13 protein-coding genes are annotated in these 22,013 nt (G+C 51.0%); 6 read left to right on the plus strand and 7 right to left on the minus strand.

Annotation, left to right across the window (positions count from 1 at the left end; all coding sequences use genetic code 11):
• The first annotated feature begins 7 nt into the window (after positions 1-7).
• From carB to Q0Y65_RS12255, 6 genes are all read left to right on the plus strand, one after another.
• Positions 8-3,199, plus strand: coding sequence for a carbamoyl-phosphate synthase large subunit (carB, locus tag Q0Y65_RS12230; protein WP_297960176.1), 3,192 nt, complete (start codon positions 8-10; stop codon positions 3,197-3,199).
• 18 nt (positions 3,200-3,217) lie between these two features.
• Positions 3,218-3,757 (plus strand): hypothetical protein, encoded by a 540-nt coding sequence (locus Q0Y65_RS12235; protein WP_297960178.1) that lies wholly within the window; start codon positions 3,218-3,220, stop codon positions 3,755-3,757.
• Positions 3,758-4,031: 274 nt separating this feature from the next.
• Positions 4,032-5,993 (plus strand): excinuclease ABC subunit UvrB, encoded by a 1,962-nt coding sequence (gene uvrB / locus Q0Y65_RS12240; protein ID WP_297960180.1) that lies wholly within the window; start codon positions 4,032-4,034, stop codon positions 5,991-5,993.
• A 165-nt stretch (positions 5,994-6,158) separates the two neighbouring features.
• A complete protein-coding gene (locus Q0Y65_RS12245) occupies positions 6,159-8,099 on the plus strand; it encodes a dockerin type I repeat-containing protein (RefSeq protein WP_297960182.1) in 1,941 nt (646 codons plus the stop codon).
• Between the two features lie 167 nt (positions 8,100-8,266).
• A complete protein-coding gene (locus Q0Y65_RS12250; protein WP_297960184.1) occupies positions 8,267-10,072 on the plus strand; it encodes a cellulase family glycosylhydrolase in 1,806 nt (601 codons plus the stop codon).
• 67 nt (positions 10,073-10,139) lie between these two features.
• Positions 10,140-12,101, plus strand: a complete 1,962-nt coding sequence (locus Q0Y65_RS12255) for a cellulase family glycosylhydrolase (RefSeq protein WP_297960186.1) — start codon at positions 10,140-10,142, stop codon at positions 12,099-12,101.
• A gap of 1,015 nt (positions 12,102-13,116) precedes the next feature.
• On the opposite strand, the gene Q0Y65_RS12260 is transcribed toward Q0Y65_RS12255, so the two are convergent.
• From Q0Y65_RS12260 to Q0Y65_RS12290, 7 genes are all read right to left on the minus strand, one after another.
• Complete coding sequence (locus tag Q0Y65_RS12260) at positions 13,117-13,290, minus strand: hypothetical protein (protein WP_297960188.1); 174 nt, start codon at positions 13,288-13,290, stop codon at positions 13,117-13,119.
• 90 nt (positions 13,291-13,380) lie between these two features.
• On the minus strand, positions 13,381-15,579 hold the full coding sequence (locus Q0Y65_RS12265; protein WP_297960190.1) for a D-alanyl-D-alanine carboxypeptidase family protein: 2,199 nt from the start codon (positions 15,577-15,579) through the stop codon (positions 13,381-13,383).
• Positions 15,580-15,911: 332 nt separating this feature from the next.
• Complete coding sequence (locus tag Q0Y65_RS12270) at positions 15,912-17,882, minus strand: DUF5620 domain-containing protein (protein WP_297960192.1); 1,971 nt, start codon at positions 17,880-17,882, stop codon at positions 15,912-15,914.
• 223 nt (positions 17,883-18,105) lie between these two features.
• Entirely contained in the window at positions 18,106-19,455 is a 1,350-nt protein-coding gene (locus Q0Y65_RS12275; RefSeq protein WP_297960194.1) for a YbbR-like domain-containing protein, read from the minus strand.
• Positions 19,452-20,339, minus strand: a complete 888-nt coding sequence (cdaA, locus tag Q0Y65_RS12280; protein WP_297960196.1) for a diadenylate cyclase CdaA — start codon at positions 20,337-20,339, stop codon at positions 19,452-19,454. Before cdaA ends, Q0Y65_RS12275 begins: the two co-directional genes overlap by 4 nt.
• 147 nt (positions 20,340-20,486) lie before the next feature.
• The gene (locus Q0Y65_RS12285; RefSeq protein WP_297960198.1) at positions 20,487-21,623 is read right to left on the minus strand and encodes an aminotransferase class V-fold PLP-dependent enzyme; all 1,137 of its coding nucleotides are present in this window, start codon (positions 21,621-21,623) and stop codon (positions 20,487-20,489) included.
• Entirely contained in the window at positions 21,610-21,840 is a 231-nt protein-coding gene (locus Q0Y65_RS12290) for a putative Se/S carrier-like protein (RefSeq protein ID WP_297960200.1), read from the minus strand. Before Q0Y65_RS12290 ends, Q0Y65_RS12285 begins: the two co-directional genes overlap by 14 nt.
• Positions 21,841-22,013 lie beyond the last annotated feature (173 nt).

A 22,013-nucleotide genomic window follows, 5' to 3' on the forward strand; every position in this document is an offset into this window, starting at 1 on the left:
AAATAGTATGCCACTCAGAAGTGATATAAAGAAGGTACTTGTTATCGGCTCGGGTCCTATAGTTATCGGACAGGCAGCCGAATTCGACTACGCAGGCACACAGGCCTGCCGCGCATTAAAGCAGGAGGGACTTGAAGTAGTCCTCGTAAACTCTAACCCTGCCACCATCATGACCGACAAGGCCATGGCGGACAAGGTCTACATCGAGCCCCTTACCCTTGACGTTGTAAAGCGCATAATAGAAATGGAAAAGCCCGACAGCCTGCTGTCAACTCTCGGCGGCCAGACAGGTCTTACCCTGTCCATGCAGCTGGCGGAGGAAGGCTTCCTGGAGAGCCACAACGTAAAGCTCCTCGGCGCCGATCCCGAGACTATCCACAAGGCCGAGGACAGACAGGCCTTCAAGGACACAATGGAGAAAATAGGCGAGCCCGTTATCCCCTCAAAGGTGGTAGAGACCGTTGAGGACGCTGTGGACTTCGCACAGGTGATACACTATCCCGTTATCGTCCGTCCTGCATTCACTCTCGGCGGAACAGGCGGAGGTATAGCCCAGAACGAGGAGGAGCTCCGCGATATCGCAACAAACGGACTCCGTCTTTCGCCTATCACACAGATACTTGTTGAGAAATGCATAAGCGGCTGGAAGGAAATAGAGTTTGAAGTTATCCGTGATGCAAAAGGCAATGTCATCACAGTCTGCTCAATGGAGAACTTCGACCCCGTAGGCGTCCACACAGGCGACAGTATCGTTATCGCTCCCGCTGTTACCCTCAGCGACAGGGAGTACCAGATGCTCCGTACAGCGGCTATCAACATCATCAAGGAGCTTAAAGTCGAGGGCGGCTGCAACTGTCAGTTCGCACTTCACCCCACAAGCTTCAAGTACGCCGTTATCGAGGTAAACCCCAGAGTTTCCCGTTCTTCCGCACTGGCTTCAAAGGCTACGGGCTATCCCATAGCAAAGACCGCGGCAAAAATAGCTATCGGCTATACTCTCGACGAGATTATCAATCAGGTAACAGGCAAGACCTATGCCTGCTTTGAGCCTGCTCTGGACTATGTTGTCATCAAGTTCCCCAAGTGGGCATTCGATAAATTCGTATATGCAAAGCGTACCCTCGGCACTCAGATGAAGGCTACAGGCGAGGTAATGGCTATCGGCACAAGCTTCGAGCAGGCTATGATGAAGGCTGTCCGCTCAATAGAGCTGGGTCTTGACACCATGAACCTGAAGAAGCTGGCAAAGCTGTCCACAGAGGAGATAAGGGAGAAGCTCCACGTTATCGACGACGAGCGTTCATTCTGCGTATTTGAGGCTCTCAAGCGCGGCATAACTCCCGAGGAGATACACGAGATAACCATGATAGACAACTGGTTCCTCTACAAGCTCCTGAATCTTGTGGAGCTGGAGAAATGGCTGGCTGAGGGCGAGCTCACCGAGGAGAAGTACGACATCGCAAAGCAGTACGGCTACCTTGACAGCACTATCGAGCGCATCTCGGGACAGAAGTGCCCCAAGCACAAGAGCGCTGTCTACAAAATGGTAGATACCTGCGCAGGCGAGTTCAAGGCTGAGACTCCCTACTTCTACTCCACCTTCGATGAGGAGAACGAGGCAAAGCAGTTCATCGAGCGCACCGACAAGGGCAAGAAAAAGGTCATCGTATTCGGAAGCGGTCCTATCCGTATCGGACAGGGCATCGAGTTCGACTACTGCTCCGTTCACTGTGTATGGACGCTGAAGGAGCTGGGCTACGAGGCTGTTATCTGCAACAACAACCCCGAGACCGTCTCCACCGACTTTGATACAGGCGACCGTCTCTACTTCGACCCCCTCACCAAGGAGGACGTTCAGTCCATCATCGAGACCGAGCAGCCCTACGGCGTTGTGGTACAGTTCGGCGGACAGACCGCTATCAAGCTTACACGTTATCTCTCCGATATGGGAGTGCGCATACTGGGAACCTCCGCTGATATGATCGATGCCGCAGAGGACAGAGAGCGCTTCGACGAGGTGCTTGAAAAGTGCGGTATCCCCAGACCTGCGGGACACACAGTAATGAACACCGAGGAAGCGCTTGTGGCTGCCAATGACCTTGGCTATCCCGTGCTGCTCCGTCCTTCATATGTTCTCGGCGGCCAGAATATGATAATCGCTCACTCCGACGCAGACGTAAAGGAGTATATGGGCATCATCATGAGCCATAATATAGAGAACCCCGTACTCATAGACAAGTACATGATGGGTACTGAAGTCGAAGTTGACGCTATCTGCGACGGCGAGGACTACCTTATCCCCGGTATCATGGAACATATCGAGCGTGCAGGCGTACACTCCGGCGACTCAATATCCATTTATCCCGCACAGCACCTCTCCGAACGTATCAAGCGCATAATCGTTGAGTACACGAGACTTCTGGCAAAGGAGCTCAACGTTATCGGTCTGGTAAATATACAGTATGTTGTTTATAACCATGAGGTATTCGTTATCGAGGTAAATCCCCGTTCATCGAGAACAGTTCCCTATATCAGCAAGGTCACGGGCATACCTATGGTGGATATCGCCACAAAGATAATGTTCGGCGCTAAATTAAAGGACATGGGCTACGAGAGCGGACTCTATCCCGCAGGCGACTATGTTGCCGTAAAGGTGCCTGTATTCTCCTTCGAGAAGCTCACAGACGTTGACACAATGCTGGGACCCGAGATGAAGTCCACAGGCGAGTGTCTCGGTATCGGCAGAAATCTTGAGGACGCCCTCCTCAAGGGACTTATCGCCGCAGGCTTCGACCTGAAGCGTGAGGGCGGAGTTCTAATTTCCGTCCGCGACAGCGATAAGCGCGAGATACTTCCCATTGCAGACAAGTTCGAGCGCATGGGCTTTGAGCTTTATGCTACTTCGGGTACGCAGAGCGTGCTCCACAGGAACATGATAGCGGCAAACCTTGTCCGCAAGATCTCCGACGGCACACCAAATGTGGAGACTCTCCTTGACAGCGGCAAGATACACTATGTGATATCCACCTCTGCAAAGGGCAGACTTCCCGAGCGCGACAGCGTCAAGATGAGAAGAAAGTCCATAGAGCGTTCGATATGCAGCCTTACAGCTGTAGATACGGCGAAGTCGCTGGTAAAGGTGCTTGAATCTGGCAGAACTATCAACGACGTTGAGCTTGTGGACATCACCAAGATATGAAAAGGATTATTCTTAATTATGCGGCATAGAAAAACAATACTATTTTCTGTAATTGCAGTTTCTGCATTTTGCTTTATAAGTTGTGGACATAATAATAAAGCATCGCTCTCATCGTCACAAAACACAGAGACACAAACCACAGTTGATATCACAGATACAAACATAAATAATACTACAGATGTTTCAGATAATGATTCACAAGGAAAAAAATCCTCATCAAGAACGATGGCAAGTGGGATAGGCATGGATTTTTTTTGTAACGAGTCTCCTCTTCCAAATATGGTTTACGGGCATATTCGTGATAATAGTGAATTTGGAAATTATTTCTTTTCAATTCATAAATCATTGGACGATGACGTAGAATATATTGCTTTTGTTAATGAAGAGGGATTTGCCGAAGATGTCTTATGTTGGATATGCAGTTACGATAAGAAATATATTGGTATTGCCAAAAAATATGGTAGTAAATTGAAAGATGATTTTAAAAACTGGGATGAAGTATTGGCATATTATGGTTTAAAAGAGGGCGAATATACTAATATTTATCCTGAGGAATAAAAGACGGAAAGCTAATTCAGCTGGGGCGGCGGTACGCCGCCCCTACACAAAAAATTATTCGATACTTTCAAGGGGACGCCTTCTCTTACAAGGCGTCCCCTCTTCAAAAACAGTCCACCGGACTGTTTTTGAATTCACCCCTTGCGATGCGCCTTACGTATTTTGGGCTCTGCCCAAACCCGCCAGAGACTCTGCCTCTGGACTCCGCCAAAGGAACACAGTCCCTTTGGAATCCCTTTCATACGTTAATCACTTTTTTCAGAAAGGTAATTATATGGATCACTTCAAGCTATGCTCAAACTACGCTCCCGCAGGCGACCAGCCGCAGGCTATAGACAAGCTGGTAAACGGTATACAGTCAGGCAAAAAGGAGCAGATACTCCTCGGCGTTACAGGCTCGGGAAAGACCTTCACTATGGCGAATGTAATTGCCCGCGTCAACAAGCCCACCCTCGTTCTGGCCCACAATAAGATACTTGCGGCACAGCTCTGCTCGGAGTTCCGCGAGTTCTTCCCCGAAAACGCCGTGGAGTACTTCGTGTCCTACTACGACTACTACCAGCCCGAGGCCTACGTTCCCAGCACCGACAGCTACATCGAAAAGGACTCCTCCGTAAACGACGAGATAGACAAGCTCCGCCACTCCGCCACTACGGCTCTTGCGGAGCGCCGCGACGTTATCATCGTTGCCAGTGTGTCCTGCATCTACTCACTGGGAAGTCCCGAGGAGTACCGCTCCATGTGCGTTTCCATACGTCAGGGCGCGGAAAAGCCCCGCGATCAGCTCATCAGCGAGCTTGTGAAGATACGCTACGAGCGCAACGATATCGCCTTTGAGCGTAACAGGTTCAGAGTCCGTGGCGACGTTGTGGAGATATTCCCTGCAATGTCAACGGATACGGCTGTCCGCGTAGAGTATTTCGGCGACGAGATAGACCGTATATCCGAGATAAACGTGGTAACGGGCGAGGTGAAGGCGGTAGTCTCCCACGCGGCCATTTTCCCTGCCTCTCACTACGTTGTGGGCGACGAAAAGCTCGAGGAGGCAATAAAGGAGATAGACCGCGAGCTTGCGGAGCGTATTGACTACTTCCAGCAGAACAACAAGCTCATAGAGGCGCAGCGCATAGAGCAGCGCACTCACTACGACATGGAGATGCTGCGCGAGGTGGGCTATTGCAGCGGCGTTGAGAACTACTCCCGCGTCCTTGCAGGCCGTCCCGCAGGAAGCACTCCTCAGACTCTTATGGACCACTTTCCCGAGGACTTTCTCCTCATAGTGGACGAGAGCCACGTTACGCTGCCCCAGGTACGCGCCATGTATGCAGGCGACCGCGCAAGAAAGACCACTCTTGTGGACTTCGGATTCCGTCTGCCCAGCGCTATGGACAACCGTCCGCTGAATTTCGACGAGTTCAACGCGCATATACATCAGGCTATCTACGTCAGCGCAACTCCCGGACAGATAGAGCGTGAAAAGACCGATACCATAATCGAACAGGTGATACGTCCCACGGGACTGGTTGACCCCGAGATCATCGTAAAGCCCACACATGGCCAGATCGACGATCTGCTCTCGGAGATAAACGAGCGCGTTGCACGCAATGAGAGAGTTCTGGTCACTACCCTCACCAAGAAAATGGCGGAGGACCTTACCAAATACTATGAGAAGCTGGGCGTGAAGGTGCGCTACCTCCACCATGATATAGATACTATCGAGCGTATGGAGATCATCAAGGATCTCCGCGAGGGAGTATTCGACGTTCTGGTGGGAATAAACCTCCTCCGTGAGGGACTGGACATTCCCGAGGTCAGCCTTATCGCTATCCTCGACGCCGACAAGGAGGGCTTCCTGAGAAGCGAGACCTCCCTGATACAGACCATAGGCCGTGCGGCGAGAAACTCCCGCGGACAGGTCATAATGTATGCGGACAGCGTGACGGGCTCCATGGAGAGGGCTATCACCGAGACCGAACGCCGCCGCTCCCTGCAAATGGCATACAACGAGGAGCACGGCATAGTTCCTAAGACTATTATCAAGGACGTCCGCGACGTTCTGGAGATAACCTCAAAGGCTAAGGTGGAGGAAAAGACAAAAAAGAAGAAGATGTCCGCTGCGGAGAAGCAGCGCCTCATAGACAAGCTCATGGTGGAGATGAAGAACGCGGCGAAGCTGCTTGAATTCGAGCACGCAGCATATCTCCGCGACAAGATAAAGGAGCTGAAGGAAAGCTGAACATTTGTGCATACCCCACATATCAGGTATCATGTCGCGTATATATCATACAAAGTTTCAGATGATATCAGGCATAACTGTTGACTTTTGCGGTCGGATAATATATAGTGTAATTAAGAAAAGTGTACGTTCATATCATTACCGTTTTATGAAAGGGTGATATCAATGCTGAAAAAAGCTTTATCAGTTATCATTGCAGCGGCTATGCTTCCCGTATGCGGATATTCCGCGGGAGCTTCGGGCGATACGGGCGTTGTCCTGGCTGTCGGCAGTGAAGATCAGACACCGAGGCAGATGACGCTTGACGACCTCAGGGAGCTTGCTAAGAAGGGCGGCGAGCTGAGCTTCTCCGACCTTGCTCCCTTTATCGACTCCGACGGTCCCATGAGCGCTTCATCTGTTATGCCTTATGTCTACTATTACATCGAGGACGGTTATTATCTGCTTATCGGCGGCAGCTCCCCCGGAAAGCCGAGGGTAGCGGAGCTCAGCCGTTATGGCTGTTCGGAAAGCATAGACATACGCACAGGGGACGTTGAGGCCTTTATCGCTGAGAACGCAGCCGCAAATGAAGATATCTATGTGGGCGGCACGGAAACCCTTACCCTTGACGGTGTAAGGGAGCTGGCAAAGAAGGGCAGCAGCCTTACATGGTCGGATTTTGAGCCTTACAGAGGCAGGGACGTTGGCTCGGGACTGTATATACTGGAATATGTCCTTGAGGACGGTTATACCGTGCTGGTAGGCGGAGTCCCCGGAGAAGATCCCTGGTATATATACCTTTCCCGCTTCGATAGTCAGAACAGGATAGACATACGCACAGATGACGTTGAGGCGTTTATCGCTAACACCGTAACGGAGACCATGCCCGTTTCTCAGCCGATTACCACCACGACTACTACAGCCGCAAATGAAGATATCTATGTCGGCGGCACGGAAACCCTTACCCTTGACGGTGTAAGGAAGCTTGCAAAGAAGGGCAGCAGCCTTACATGGTCGGATTTTGAGCCTTACAGGGGCAGAGATATCGGTTCGGGACTGTATATACTGGAATATGTACTTGAGGACGGTTATACCGTGCTCGTAGGCGGAGTTCCTCAGGACGCGCCCATTTACATATATCTCTGTTACCATGAGCATCAAATAGATATACGAACAGAGGACGTTGAGGCCTTTATCGCTGAATATTCCGAAGGGGACAGCAGATATACCATTGATGAGAATTACGTTCTGTTCAATGAGCCTGTTGATGTGGCTTGGGTAATGTCAGACAAGAACTTCGATGATTACTGCAAGAACAATACCTATAAGTTCTATGTTCCCGACGGTTCAAAGTATATAATACTTATCGGACAATACAATGTTGATGTGAATGAGCTGCTGAACGACCCGACTATGCCCGATGTGGACTGTACCATACAGAGCTACACCGTGGAGAGGAGTAACGGTGAGATCACAGTGGAAGCAGGAGAGGAGTATTTTGTTCCCTATCCTCATAATGATGAGGAGGCTGAGGCTGTATTTGCGCAGGATCACAGCATTTATTCCAAGGTCATGGAGCTGACGGGCAAGGATTACTTCTTCCGCACCGTAAGGGCTCGCGGCGATGATAAGGAGATCAACGAAAAGAGTCTTATGATCAGTTCTTCGGCGAAGGGAAGGCTTTTCGTCACCAGAGAAACTCCCGACGGCGGAACAGTCACTGCGGAGCAGCGCGAGGAGGAAGGCTCAGGAGCCGGTACGAAAATATTCGCTGTAACAGCTTCGGACGAGTCCATGTATCCTGAGGATTCTGATCCACTGCATATCCCAACGTCAGTGTTAAAGGTAACCAGAATAGACCAGGGTATTGTGACAAACTATGAGCTTATGGAGAGCTGCGGTTATCTGATACAGTCAAAAATGAAGATAAGCTCATGCAAGCTGGGCGACGTAAGCGGCGACGGCAATTTCAACGTCGCGGATATCGTGCTTTTCCAGAGGTGGCTCCTGGGTCAGAAGCCCGAGAACTTCAAGAACTGGCAAGCTGCGGATATGGACGGCAGCGGAGAGCTGGACGTTTTCGATCTCGCTAAGATGAAACGCTATCTGGTGGAGACAATATAACATAATGTGCATTTTTGCCGCACCTGTTGAATAAGCAGGTGCGGCTTTTTCATGTTCCGTGTCGGTTTTGTGAAAACCGCAGAAACTATTGACATTTTGGCTGTGAAATGCTACAATATAGTTAATATCAGTATACTGGATAAGTATACATGAGAGGGGAAATAAAAATGAAAAAATTAGCACGCACTGCGGCTGCTCTTGTGTCGGCAGCTGCGCTGGCAGTGACGGGAGCAGCACCCTGTTACGGTCAGTTAGCGATCACGGCAAATGCCGTGGACACATCAGGCGACGACTGGCTCCACGCAAAGGGCAGCCGTCTCTACGACATGAACGGAAACGAGGTATGGCTCACGGGTGCTAACTGGTTCGGTTTCAACTGTACCGAGTGCGTTCCCCATTACCTCTGGAGCGGCGACATCGACGATATGGTCAAGGATATCGCAGACCACGGCGTTAACGTGCTGAGGCTTCCCGTATCCACGGAGCTTCTCTACAACTGGATGATCGGCGATCCCGATCCCATCGGAAGCGTTAACCCCAACGACGATCCTGCATATCCCTTCAACATCGACCTTATCAATCCCGACGGCTCCATCGCCAACAGTCAGCAGACCTTCGATGTACTGCTGGCAAAGTGCAAGAAGTACGGTGTAAAGTGCTTCATCGACATCCACAGCCCCGAATCAAACAACTCGGGACACAACTACGGTCTCTGGTACGGTAAGAGCTTTACGGCACGTGACGGAAAGAAAACTACAGTTGACACGGATCTCTGGATAAAGACTCTTGCATGGTGCGCCGACTACTACAAGGGCGACGATACCCTTATCGGCTTCGACCTGAAGAACGAGCCCCACAGTAAATACGGCGGAGCTCCCGTTGACGCTATATGGGACGATTCCGACGAGGAAAACAACTGGAAAAAGGCTGCGCAGGACTGCGCTGACGCTATACTGGCAAAGAACCCCAATGCGCTCATCATCATCGAGGGCGTCGAGGGCTTCGAGGGACACGGCGCATGGTGGGGCGGAAACCTCCGCGGCGTTGCGAAGTATCCCGTTATGCCAAAGTCAGGCACCTCGCAGATAGTATACTCTCCCCATGACTACGGCCCTGTAGTAAGCCAGCAGTCATGGTTCGAGAAGGATTTCACCGAGGAGACCCTCCTCAACGACTACTGGCGCGATACATGGGCATATCTGGTAGAGAAGGATATGTACCCGCTGCTCATCGGCGAGTGGGGCGGACGTCTCGACGGCGGAAAGAATGAGAAATGGCTGGGCCTTATCCGCGATTATATGATAAAGAACCACATAAACCACACCTTCTGGTGTCTCAATGACGACTCCGGTGATACGGGCGGACTCTGGAAGGATATACAGTTCTCCGCTACTGCGGGAGCTGACGGAAAGATCGTGGGCAAGACCACTATCAACTGGGATACGGAGAAGTATGATACATACTATTATCCCGCTATCTGGAAGACGCAGACTTCAAAGAAGTTCATCGGTCTGGATCATCAGGTGGCTCTGGGCAAGGACGGTATCTCGCTGAACGACTTCTACGCCAACTACGCTTCCTCCGAGGGAAGCAACCTTGACGGCGGCAAGACCTCCAGCGGAACTCCCGTTACTGCCGGCAGCGCTACCACGACTACCTCGACCTCCACAACTACGACGACTACTACATCTTCCACCACCACTACGTCCACAACTACTCCCGATATCGTCAGTAATCGCATTTACGGAGATACTAACCTCGACGGCCAGGTCGAGCTGGCAGATGCTATTCTCATAATGCAGGCTCTTGCAAACCCCAATAAGTACGGCAAGACCGGCAGCGATCCCAAGCATCTTACTTCAGAGGGTTCACTCAACGGTGATGTCGACGGAGAACAGGGACTTACAAGCGGTGACGCACTTACCATTCAGATGAAGCTCCTGGGCTTCTACGATAAATTACCTATAGCTTAACGCATTGGACTGCGCAGCTTTCAGGGGGCTGCGCAGACAAAATAAATTTAATGAGAGGGAAATCATTATGAAGAAGTTTTTACGCTCAGTGGCTGCTATAGCCGCTGCAGCAGCCGTTACGGTAACAGGCTCTGCCTACTATATACCCAAGGCTGCAAACGACACCATCGGAACGGCAGTAGCTGCCGATGACTGCAACGACGACTGGCTCCATGCAAAGGGCAGCCGTCTCTACGACATGAACGGAAACGAGGTATGGCTCACAGGTGCCAACTGGTTCGGCTTCAACTGCTCGGAGAACTGCGCACACGGTCTTTATGCTGCCGATGTTGACGATATGCTCCAGAGCATTGCGGATCACGGTATCAATATCATCCGTTTCCCCATTTCCACCACACTGCTCAAGTCGTGGATGGACGGCGAGCCCCATAAGGTAAGCTCGGTTCAGGCTTCCTATACTCCTCCTACAGATCAGGTAGGCGAGGACGGCAAGGTAACTCCCGCAGGCTACTACACCAATATCAACAAGGACTTCGTGCTTGAAGACGGCAAAACCATCAAGAACTCCATGGAGATCTTCGATATCATCATGCAGAAGTGCAAGAAGTACGGCCTCAAGGCATTTATCGATATCCACAGCCCCGATGAGAACAACTCCGGCCACGACTATGAGCTGTGGTACGGCAAGGCCGGCATCACCACCAAGGACTGGCAGGATACTCTGGTATGGCTGGCCAAGAAGTACGCAAACGATGATACTCTCCTGGGCTATGACCTGAAGAACGAGCCTCACGGCAAGCGCGGATATTCGGGAACTTCATGCCCGAGCTCTATTGCAAAGTGGGACGACTCCACCGATGAGAACAACTGGGCTTACGCTGCAACAAACTGCGCAGAGGCTATCCTGGACGTAAACCCCAATGCTCTTATCTTCATTGAGGGTATCGAGCAGTATCCTATGACCGAAAAGGGCTATACATTTGATACAGCTGATGTTTTTGATCCCAGGAGTGAGGAAGACAAAAAATGGTACGGCGCATGGTGGGGCGGAAACCTCCGCGGCGTAAAGGACTATCCCATTAAGATGTCAACTGCTGCAAAGCAGTCTCAGATAGTTTACTCGCCTCATGACTACGGCCCGTCAGTTTACGCTCAGACATGGTTTGCCAAGGACTTCAACACACAGACTCTCCTTGATGACTACTGGTATGATACATGGGCTTACATCAACGACAAGGATATCGCACCCCTCCTTATCGGTGAGTGGGGCGGCTTCGTTGACGGAACCAAGAATCAGAAGTGGATGGAGCTCCTTGCTGATTATATGGTAAAGAATCACATCAACCACACCTACTGGTGCCTCAACCCCAACTCGGGCGATACAGGCGGACTTCTCAGCCACGACTTCCTCACATGGGATCCTGCACGTTACGGTATCCTTAAAGAGACTCTCTGGCAGACGGACGGCGGCAAGTTCATCGGTCTCGACCACCAGACTGCTCTCGGCAAGAACGGTCTCTCGCTTAACGACTTCTATTCGTCAGGCGCCAAGAGCAACCTTGACGGCGGCAAGAGCGGCGGCGGTCAGCCCGTTTTCGTAGACAAGACCACTACTACAACGACCACAAGCACAACAACTTCCACCACGACTACCACCACAACAACAACTACTACATCATCGGATACTACTACTTCTTCTACAACAACTACAACAACCACTACTACAGCTCCTCCTGTTGATGAAACAACTACTACAACCACTGAACCTAACCCCGGTAAAGATGATGTTGATTACGGTGATACCAACTGCGACGGCAAGATAGAGCTGGCAGATGCTATCCTCATCATGCAGTCACTGGCTAACCCCAATAAGTACGGTGTAGGCGGTACAGCTGACAAGCCTTTGACAGCACAGGGCAAGCTCAACGGCGACGTTGACCAGTCCGTAAAGGGTCTTACTTCCGGCGACGCTCTCCGTATTCAGGAGTATCTGCTCCACAAGATCGCAAGTCTTGATCCTGCAAAGTAATTGATTCAGAAACGGCACATTTTAACCGCTATACTCATATAGCAGCTTTACGGGTGATATTGAGGGAAACCCTTTTGAAAAAGGGTTCTCCCTCAAACTCCCTTCCTAAAACTTTTAGCATTAAATTTAGCCCTTACAGGGCGCTCCCCGGTTATTACCGGATCTCACGTTTTGTGGAGAGCGCCCTGTACGGGCTAAATTCAGTTATAAAGTCTTTGGAAAAGGGGTTCGGGGAAAGAACCTTTCCTCAGAAAGGTTTGTCCCCGATAATTACGCATAAACTTCTGTATAAGCACCACGGTTATATGTGCCGTTTTTGCGCTCAGCTTTCATAAGAGGGCAGGAAAAGGGTGAAATTCAAACGGAAACAGTTGAATAAGGTAAAAGTCTTTCGGGAATTCTATGTTGTGTACAAAACAAAGCCTCTGCATTTGTAGGAAATATACAGAAAGAGCAGCCAATGGAGTTGACTGCTCTTCTGCCGAAAAATATGAGACCATTATGGAAAAGATGTCTTATCAGCGGGGAGTGACTTTTTCGGCACAAAAAGACGAATAACTCCCTTGTTTCTGCGACCTGACACAGAATACTGCGGGATATTTGTGCAGTCCGCCGGAATGTGCGGCGGTATCGTCTTTTTGCACCTTCGAGATCACTTGATTATGAAAGGAATTTTTTGTCCCCTATATACAATAACGCACGGAATATCAAAAGTGTGACACGAAAGCCTGTTTTTTATGAAATAAAAAGAGAACCGCCGACACTGTTGCGCCGGCGGTTTTATTCTCTTCCGAAAGGTGTGTTCAGAGGACGGTGGTGTGCGGCACCGTCATAACTGTTTTTGCGTCGGGAGGTATGGTCGACGCAGAAACGAGGAACAATGAAGTTTTTTATGCTTATTTCTTTTCCCTTACTGTCTATATTATATATTATCCTGCGGAAATATGCAATAACAGAGCAGTCACGGTTTGAATACAGTTCGGATATGAATTGCTTACGGAATGTGTTACAGAGGTTACACATTGCTGACAATGGTGACAGGACAGTCAACGGGGAGAAGTGTACTGTAAGAATTTTCATTGTACCTTTTCGCTGTTTCTGCATAATATAATGTAAGCGGCAATATGAGTCTGCCGTCAGGAGGTGCAGCGGCGTTCCTGCCGTTTCCGAGGATAGCTTCCCGACGCATGGCAGGTCTCCTGACGGCTGCTTTGATATAGATAAAGCTGCCGCAGAGGAGCACCGTTGCAGGTGCCCGCTGAAGCGGCAGCTTTTACGTTTATTTGTATGCTGATGTGATTCCCAGATATTCCTCGAGGCAGAGGCCGCTGTTGTATACTGCCGTGGCAGTTGCGGCGCCAAGGAACCTTATGTGCCAGGGCTCGTAGCTGTAGCCTGTATAAGCCTCCTTGCCCTTGGGATAGCGGATTATGAAGCCGAACTTGTGAGCGTTCTTCTCCAGCCATTCGTACTCGGGCGTGTTTGCAAATGACATATCAATGGTGTTCAGGTCTATTGCAAGTCCTGTCTGGTGCTCTGAGTGTCCGGGACGGGCTGAGAATGTATCAGCCTTGAGGATACCGTTTATGGCAACGTAGTTGTTGTAGATCCTCTCCTGATCCGCATAGGAACGGAAGCCCGATGAGCAGGTAAGGGTCAGGCCTACCTTTTCTGCCTCCTTCTTCATCAGCTCGAACTGGGCAACTGCGTTGCCGTTCAGTGCTGAAGCGCTGTAATCCTTGGAAAGGCCGTATGTCTTGTTGACTATCAGTATGCCGTCAACGTAGGTGGCTCCGTTAATGTTCTGGATAAGGTGAGTAGTTGTTACTGTCGTGGTTGCGGTGGCAGATGTGGTAGTAGTTGTTGTGGTGGTAGTGGTGGTTGTAGTTGTGGGAAGGGGCTTCTTGCGCACCGTTACCTTGATGTCAGCCTTTACCGAGGGATTTGCCTTGCTGATGACAGATACCACGCAGCTTCCCTCTGACAGGCCGTATACGTTGCCCCAGTTGTCAACGCTGGCGATGGCGGGGTTGGAGCTTGTCCATACCTCGTCTACGTTTGCTGCGGTCTTGGGGAGCATAGTTACATAGGATATATCGCTTGTACCGATAATGAGGTCCATTTCGTACTTGCTGAGCTTTATCTCCGATACCTTTGTGGGATCGGTAACTGTTACGTTTATGGTGGCCTTTACCTCGGGATTGGCCTTGCTGCTTACTGTAACAACGCAGGTGCCTTCCTTCAGGCCTGTTATCCAGCCCTCGCTGTTGACGCTGGCAATGCTGCTGTCGGAGCTTGTCCATATCTCAGCCTTGTTGGTGGCGTTTGCAGGGAGCATGGTCACATATGATATATCGCCGCCGCCTATGGGGATCCTTATATCCGTCTTGGTGAGCCTTATGGCGTTTACCTTGTTGGGATCCCTGACCGTTACCTTGATATCGGCCTTTACGGCAGGATTGCTAAGGCTTGTTACCGTAACTACGCATATGCCCTCGGCCTTGCCCACTATCCAGCCCTCGTTGTCAACTACGGCTACGCTCTCGTCGGAGCAGCTCCATATCTCGCGCTTATCGGCGGTTGCAGGGAGCATGGTAACATAGGAGATGTCTCCTGCGCCCACGCTGAGCTCTATCTCCGTCTTGCTGAGCTTTATGGAGGCTACCTTGTAGGGGTCTCCTGTAGTGGTGGTAGTCAGTGTGACGGTAGTGGTGGTGGTCGTAGTCGCTGAAGTTGTGGTGGTCGATGTTGATGACGGCTGAGTAGTAGTGGTAGTGACAGGCGCTGTTGTTGTAGTTGTAGAGGGTACGGGCTGCACCGATGAAGTGGTGGTGGGTACAGGAGCCTGTGTTGTGCTGGTTGATGAAACAGCTGTCGCTGACGATGTTGTTGAGGATACGGGCTTTGCCGTAGTTGTGGTTGTGACCTTGGTCGTTGTGGTGGTCACGGGCTTTGCGGTAGTGGTGGTAGTTGCAGGGGACTGCTTCTTCAATGAATTAAGGTAATCCTCGATTGAAAGGGTGCCGTTGGTTGCGGAATACGCATAGTAGGCCAGTACGTTGGAGGCGTCTACTGCGTCTGCATTGCCGTCCTTGTTGACGTCTGCCGCAATGGTCTGCATAGCTGAAAGCGTTGATGCACCGCCGTTGGTTGCGCTTGCCGCATATGCCGCAAGTATGGCTGAGGCGTCGATAGCGTCGATGTTGCCGTCGTTGTTGAGATCTCCGATCCTGATGGTGACTACCGATTCATTGCCCGTTGCGGTAGTGGTCGTGACCTTCGGAGACGCCGTTGCGGCAGTGGTGGTCGTAACTGCTGCTGCACCGACATTGTTTGCTGCGTCCGCTGCTATGCCGCTGTTCACCCCCATAGTGACAGCCGCTGAAACGCTCTCCTCCGCTGACGCGGTGACGACAGGCATTGCTCCTGCGCAGAGGGCGAATGACAGCACGGACGCGATAAGTCTCTTAGCTCTCATTTTCTTCTCCTTCTATTAAATTTTATGTATTGCGAACCTTTTACCCCTCGCAATAATACATTATGCAATATGCCCTTTCCTTAATATTACTGAATGGAAAGGTGTTCAATCATTATAACACAAAACAGCAATAAATGAAAGGTTTTTCGCAAAAAAATACCAACATTTCCGTTTTTTTCGGTGTTTTTCATAAAAATGGACATAGATAAAGTCGCCCCATATATCAATAATTAAGCCCGAAAGCGGATTTTACACCGCTTTCGGGCTTTCTGAAGGTTTGTTTCATGAGAAGGCTTTATACAGCCTTTTATGCTTTATGTGCCTTACAGCTATCACTTTGTTGGATCGAGAGTAGTTCTCTTTTTGAGGAGGTACTCCTGGATGTAGAGGGCGTCATTTGATGTGAGACCTTCTGTACCCTTGTCAACGTCGCCGTTGAGCTTGCCGTCCTTTGTGATGTGCTTCTCGTATGTGCCGTTCTCGCCGTACTTGTTGGGGTTGGCAAGTGCCTGCATGATGAGGATAGCGTCTGCCAGCTCAACCTTGCCGTCGCAGTTTGTATCGCCCCATGTTCTGTTTGCGGGAGGCGCTGTGGTAGTTGTTGTGGTGGTTGTAGTAGTTGTAGTTGTGGTTGTAGTGGTAGTAGTTGTGGTGATCTCGGGGAGATAGTAGTATACCTCTACGTTGTCAACCGTGATAGTGTCGGACTCGCCGTAGTAGTAGCCGAATACAACGTTGCCGTCGGGATTTACCACGTTCTTGTCGGGATTATCGCCTGTGATATCCTTGGGGAGTATCCACATGATCTCTGCCTTTTTGCCTGCGCCGAGGATAACGGAGTTTACGGGCTCCTGGAACCAGTAATCGTCTACTGCCTTGGTGGTGCCTGTACCTGTGCCGTATACAAGCTTCTTGATCTCTTTGTTAGCGGATACGTCGAAGCGTACTGCGTATACCTTCATATCGGAATCAATGCCAAGATCGGCGTAGCTTATCTCAAAGTTCTTCTTTGAGTCTGATGAAGCTGTGCAGTCGAGAGTCTTGGACTGTGACTTCTTTACGGAAGCTGTGTAGGGGATAGTCTTTGTTACGGTATATGTAAGGGCTGCGCTTGTGATGGTAACGGGATCCGATGATGTGATCTCGGTATACTTGGAAGCGTCCTTTGTGCCGTACCAGAACTGGAAGCCGATGGAGTCGTAGGAGTTTGTGGTCTGATCCTTCTGTACGTCAGCGGGAACGTCCCATACGCACTCGATATACTTGCCTGCGCCTTCCAGGGTTGTGCCCTCGCCGATGTCCGAGAGACCGAACTCAACGCCTGCTTCCTCGAATTCCGCCTTGGAATCCTCGCCCATTTCGTTGTACCAGTAGCCTGCGTCGTCCTTGCCCTCGATTATGCCTCTCTTGGCATACTCTGTATCGGAGGGAGAGCCCATGGTTACGTTGGTTCCGCAGCCGTACATGAACTTGTCAACGTCGAAATCAGACTCTACTACAACGTAGAGAGATTCGATGGTAATATCGCCGTCTGTGGGTACGCCGAAGTCGCCGTACTTGAACTTGTGGCTGTTTATGGGATCGCTGTCTGTGGGAGTTTCGCCCTTTGATGTATAGTAATCCTCGTCGTAGCCTACTGTGAGGTCGTAGTCCAGATCGTCAAGCTGCTTTGTAACGGTGGAGCTTATGGTAGCTGTGCCGTCCTTGTTGTCCTTGAAGCTCCATGAGCCGCTCTTCTTGTTCTTGGACTCGGGAGTGCTCGATGAGCCGCCGCCCGATGATGAGCTTCCGCCGCTGAACTCAACGCCGGTGAGGGTTACGGAGTTGTCCACCATATCGCCCTTGGAGTTGTCCCAGTGTGCGGAGTAGTAGCATCTGAACTCAAACTTTCCGCCGGGCTTTGCGTCAGCCTTGGAGAGGTCGATGGTGATGGTGCTTGAGGCCTTGTCCAGCTTGCAGGCTGTACCCTCGGCCTTGGAACCGTCTACCCATTTGCCGCTCTTGTCAAGCTCCAGCCAGTAGGGGGACTCCTTGGTGGAGCAGCCGAAGCCGTATGAGAAGCTCTGTCCGGAATAGCTGGTGCTAAGAGTAAATGTAACAGACTTGGCGCCTTCCTCGGGGATAGTGCCCTCGTATACAGAGTCTACCTTCATGGTCTTTGAAAGGCCCTTGTTCTGCGAAAAAGCAGGTGTGCCGGGGACGGAGACTGCGTTTACGGGAGCTGCGTAGGCGGGGAGCATTGCTGCTGCCATGGTAAGACTTACGACAGTAGCCCTGATCCTTCTTGAGAGGTTGGTTTTCATTGCGTATCATCCTTTCAGATAAAAATAAAATAATAAAGGTGTGCAAAAAAATTTGTACAGGAAAATTATATCACATTCAGCGGCTCTAAATGTTAACAAACTGTTAAAATATGGTCAAAATCGGTACAAACAATAAATATGTTATCAATAATTTGTGCATAATCACAACGAGACGCCGTGTAAAAAGGCTCCGCTGTATCTTCGTACAGCAGAGCCTTCTGCGTTAATTTGTCTTTGTGGTCACCGTGGCGGAGCCTGCCGCTGTCTGTGTGGTGGAAGCTCCTTCCTTGGGCGTCTTTTTGATATTGACCGTTGTGCTGGTCACAGACCAGATATTCTTGTACTTGTTGCATGATACCGTTACCGGGTAGGGGAACTGATCCATGGAATCGTCTGCGCCCAGCAGGTTCACATAAGCGTCAAGATCCGCAGGGGTTATCTCGTTTATGACATCCGACGGGCCTATAAGCTTTACCATTATGTTCTGGTTGAGCACGGTGTAATCGTAGCTTTCGCTGGGAGCATTGGTGGTATGGATATCATTGTTGCTTATGGTGATGTCCTTTGAGGCAAGTCCCTCGCTGTTGAGGGATATATTGACGGTGTCCGTATCGGACAGATTGGTGATATTGGTTCCCATGAGCAGGTTTTCGATGGCGATATCCTTTGAGAAGCCTATATCCAGATCGCTGAGCCTGAGCTTCAGGTCAAGGGTGTCGGGGAGCCTGGTCTCCGTATTCTTTGTGGCTATGACCGCGGTCTCGGGAGTGATGGTGAAGCTGAGACAGCTTGTGTCAAAGTCCGTGGGCGCTCCCACTATCTGAGTGACGAATTTCACGGTTTTCTGCGTCATTACGGGGATACTCATATTTACCACAGGCGGATCGAAGGTTATCAGTGAGGACTGGGCGATCTCGGTGCCGTCCTCGGAGAGGAGCAGGTACCTGTCGCTGTTGATGCTGGTGGTGGTGTCAATGGTCATCTTCTCGTCGGATACGGCGTAGCACTCGGCTATGTTGGCCAGCTGCGCCGCAGGGCCCTTGATGTTTACCTCGCCGGGCTCGCAGGTTATGTCCGCACTGTTTATGACCCTGTTCTCTCCTCCCGATATGTTGGGCACCTTGGCCTTCAGAACTATGGCCTTGGTCTCGTACTTATCAAGCTCTACCGTAACGGTGGCAGGGGATATCTTCACGTTTGAGATCTCCGCGCCGTTGGTGGTCTCCACTCTGACGCTTAGCTCATAGGTATCGGCGGAGGAGATATTCTTGTAATCCACATAGGCTCTGAGCGTATCTGACCTTATGCGGCTGTAGTCGGTACGGCTGCAGTCGAGGCTTACGCTGACATGATCCGCGGAGCACTTTATCACCGACAGTCCGTTCTTGGCGGCGGTGGCGCTTATATCAGTTACCAGAGGTATGTTGGATATGTGCTTCGACTCAGCGGTATACTTGGTCATTGCGATTATGAACCAGCTGGCTATGGCGCATATCAGGGCGATGAGCAGCAGCATGGCGTTGCTTCTTGCCGTTCTGATATCTTTCTTTTTAAGGTTCTTCAGTATGTTCATTTTTTCTTCCCCCTTTCGGAGCGTGAAGAAAACAGCTTCTTTTTGCCGATGGATATCTCGGTCTTGTCATTGAAGATCTGCTCCTGAAGGAGAGCCTTCAGCTTGTCGTGGGTGTAGTCTCTGGTGAGGTCGCCGTTTATGGCTACGGATATCTGTCCCGTCTCCTCCGAGACTACTATTACTATTGCGTCCGAGTTCTCGCTCATGCCGATGGCGGCTCTGTGGCGTGAACCCAGCTTCTTGTTTATGAGGGCGTCCTTGGCGGGCTTGGGAAGGAAGCAGGCGGCGGCAAGTATGATACCGTCGCGCATGATAACGGCTCCGTCATGAAGGGGAGTCTTGGGGTAGAATATATTGCCGAATACCTCCTTGCTGGGAGTGGCGTTGAGTATGGTGCCCGTCTCTATCTGTTCGCCGAGACGCACCTGCCTTTCCACTACTATAAGTGCGCCTGTGCAGGTAGCCGACAGCTCCACGCATGAGTCGCATATAGCGTCTATGGCGGGATCCCATATCTGTTTGAACTCGTCGGTGTTCTGTCCGAGACCGAAGAGACGTATGCCGAATTTACTTCTTCCTGCCTTTTCGAGAGCTCGTCTGAGCTCCGGCTGGAAGAGTACGATCATGGCCAGGACTCCCATGCTCAGCGCATTCTGGAGCAGGTAGCTGACTACCTTCAGTCCGATGGCTCTGCTTATGAAGTATCCTGCCACAAGGAATATGATACCTTTTACCAGCTGACCTGCGCGGGTCTCGCGGATAAGCTTCAGCAGCAGATATATAACGTAGGTAAGTATGAGAACATCAAGCACGTCTATGGGCTTGAAGGTGGATATGACGCTGAGAAATGCGTCAAATATCTGCTGGGGAGAAGAATGGAACATTAACTGCACCCCCTCGGGGAAGATTTATACACACATTTATTTTAAACATTTATCTATGTTATGTACGAGGACGGCTGTCCTCTTAGCAGACTGCGCAATACTGCATATTATTATTGTACCACAAATTCAGATAATTTCAATAGTTTTTTACGAATTTGGTAAATTTTTCAATGTTTTAACGTTGTATACAAGTTTTTTTACTTCTTCCTCCGTGTTGAAGGCCGATGGCGCAAAGCGGACGGTGCCTCCTTTTGTGCCGAGAGTGGCGTGGGCAAGAGCTGCGCAGTGATAGCCTGCACGGAGACAGAAGCCCCTGCTGCCCAGAAGCTCCGCAGCCTGCTCTGATGGCATATCCCCTATATTGAAGGAGACTATGGGAGCGTATTCTGCGGAGGGGTGCCTGTATACGGTGACGCCGCCGCAGTCCTCCATGCCCGATATGAACAGGCTGCAAAGCCGCTCCTCGTGGGCGCGGAGCCTGCTCATGCCATAGGATGTGATGAAGCGTATGCCTGCGCCTACGGTGACGGCTCCGATGATGTTGGGAGTGCCGCTCTCAAGGCTGTCGGGGAGGATATCAGGCTGGAAAAGGCTCAGGGAGCCGCTGCCCGTGCCGCCCTGTATTATGGGAGCTATGGGATAGCTGCCGTCGGTCATGAGCAGTCCTGTGCCCGTTATGCCGTAGAGCCCCTTGTGACCTGCGGTGCAGAGTATATTTATCCCGTCGGCAAGCTTTATATCATATATGCCGCAGGCCTGTGCGCCGTCGGCTATGAAGCATATGCCCCTTTCGCGGCAGAGCTCCCCTATCTCGCGGAAGGGAAGCAGCTGCCCCGTGACGTTGCTCGCTATGGTACAGACTATGGCGCGGGTATCGCTGCGGATCAGCCTGCGGAAGCTCTCAACGGTCTCGGCGCTGTCGGGAAAGACCTCGGCAAAGGACAGGGTTATCTGCTTTTTCATGGCAAGACTTACCGCAGGCCGTGCTGCGGAGTTGTGCTCCATGCTGCTGATTATCAGGTGGCCGCCCCCGGACATGACGCCCTGTATGGCCATATTCAGCGCGTGAGTGCAGTTCAGCGTGAATACGGTGTTTTCGGGAGAGGCTCCGAAAAAGCCTGCGGCGGTGTCCCGCGCGGAATAAAGAGCCTCTGAGGTGCGCATGGCCAGCTCGTGGCCGCCTCTGCCTGCATTGCCGCCGAAGCTGTTTATGGCCTCAGCAGCCGCTCTGCGCACAGAGACGGGCTTGGGAAAGGTAGTGGCGGCGTTGTCAAAGTTTATCATTATCGTCACCTCCGCCTACTGAGTAGGGGATATCATAGCTGTCCAGGACGCGGAGGGCGTTTTCACAGGCGCCGTTTATGCGGAGCGAGAAGCCGCAGCCCCGTTCCGGGGTGCGCTCGCGCCGCTTTATCATGCACGGATAGCCCCTTGCCCTGAGAAGGCGCTGTGCCTTTACGGCGTAGGTGTATGACGGCATATCAAGAATGCAGATGTTCAAAGTATCACCCCTGACTGCTGCAAATTGCGCAGTCCGTCAGGATCTGCGGTACATTTCATTATATGTTGCAGCACAGGATCCTGCGCAGGGAAAAGTTTTACGTTAAAAAATAAAAATTTTTATGCCTACTTGACAAGTAAGAATTACAGTGCTATAATCATAACATATCAAAC

It is taken from the genome of uncultured Ruminococcus sp. (assembly GCF_947301925.1).
Taxonomy (GTDB): domain Bacteria; phylum Bacillota; class Clostridia; order Oscillospirales; family Ruminococcaceae; genus Ruminococcus.

What these genes read in the sequence shown, in the direction of transcription:
- Q0Y65_RS12235 (WP_297960178.1), top strand. Translation starts at nt 3,218, where the DNA reads ATGCGGCATAGAAAAACAATACTATTTTCTGTAATTGCAGTTTCTGCA.
- Q0Y65_RS12250 (WP_297960184.1), top strand. Translation starts at nt 8,267, where the DNA reads ATGAAAAAATTAGCACGCACTGCGGCTGCTCTTGTGTCGGCAGCTGCG.
- Q0Y65_RS12245 (WP_297960182.1), top strand. Translation starts at nt 6,159, where the DNA reads ATGCTGAAAAAAGCTTTATCAGTTATCATTGCAGCGGCTATGCTTCCC.
- Q0Y65_RS12270 (WP_297960192.1), bottom strand. Translation starts at nt 17,882, where the DNA reads ATGAAAACCAACCTCTCAAGAAGGATCAGGGCTACTGTCGTAAGTCTT.
- Q0Y65_RS12260 (WP_297960188.1), bottom strand. Translation starts at nt 13,290, where the DNA reads ATGCGTCGGGAAGCTATCCTCGGAAACGGCAGGAACGCCGCTGCACCT.
- Q0Y65_RS12265 (WP_297960190.1), bottom strand. Translation starts at nt 15,579, where the DNA reads ATGAGAGCTAAGAGACTTATCGCGTCCGTGCTGTCATTCGCCCTCTGC.
- Q0Y65_RS12275 (WP_297960194.1), bottom strand. Translation starts at nt 19,455, where the DNA reads ATGAACATACTGAAGAACCTTAAAAAGAAAGATATCAGAACGGCAAGA.
- Q0Y65_RS12255 (WP_297960186.1), top strand. Translation starts at nt 10,140, where the DNA reads ATGAAGAAGTTTTTACGCTCAGTGGCTGCTATAGCCGCTGCAGCAGCC.
- cdaA (WP_297960196.1), bottom strand. Translation starts at nt 20,339, where the DNA reads ATGTTCCATTCTTCTCCCCAGCAGATATTTGACGCATTTCTCAGCGTC.
- Q0Y65_RS12285 (WP_297960198.1), bottom strand. Translation starts at nt 21,623, where the DNA reads ATGATAAACTTTGACAACGCCGCCACTACCTTTCCCAAGCCCGTCTCT.
- carB (WP_297960176.1), top strand. Translation starts at nt 8, where the DNA reads ATGCCACTCAGAAGTGATATAAAGAAGGTACTTGTTATCGGCTCGGGT.
- uvrB (WP_297960180.1), top strand. Translation starts at nt 4,032, where the DNA reads ATGGATCACTTCAAGCTATGCTCAAACTACGCTCCCGCAGGCGACCAG.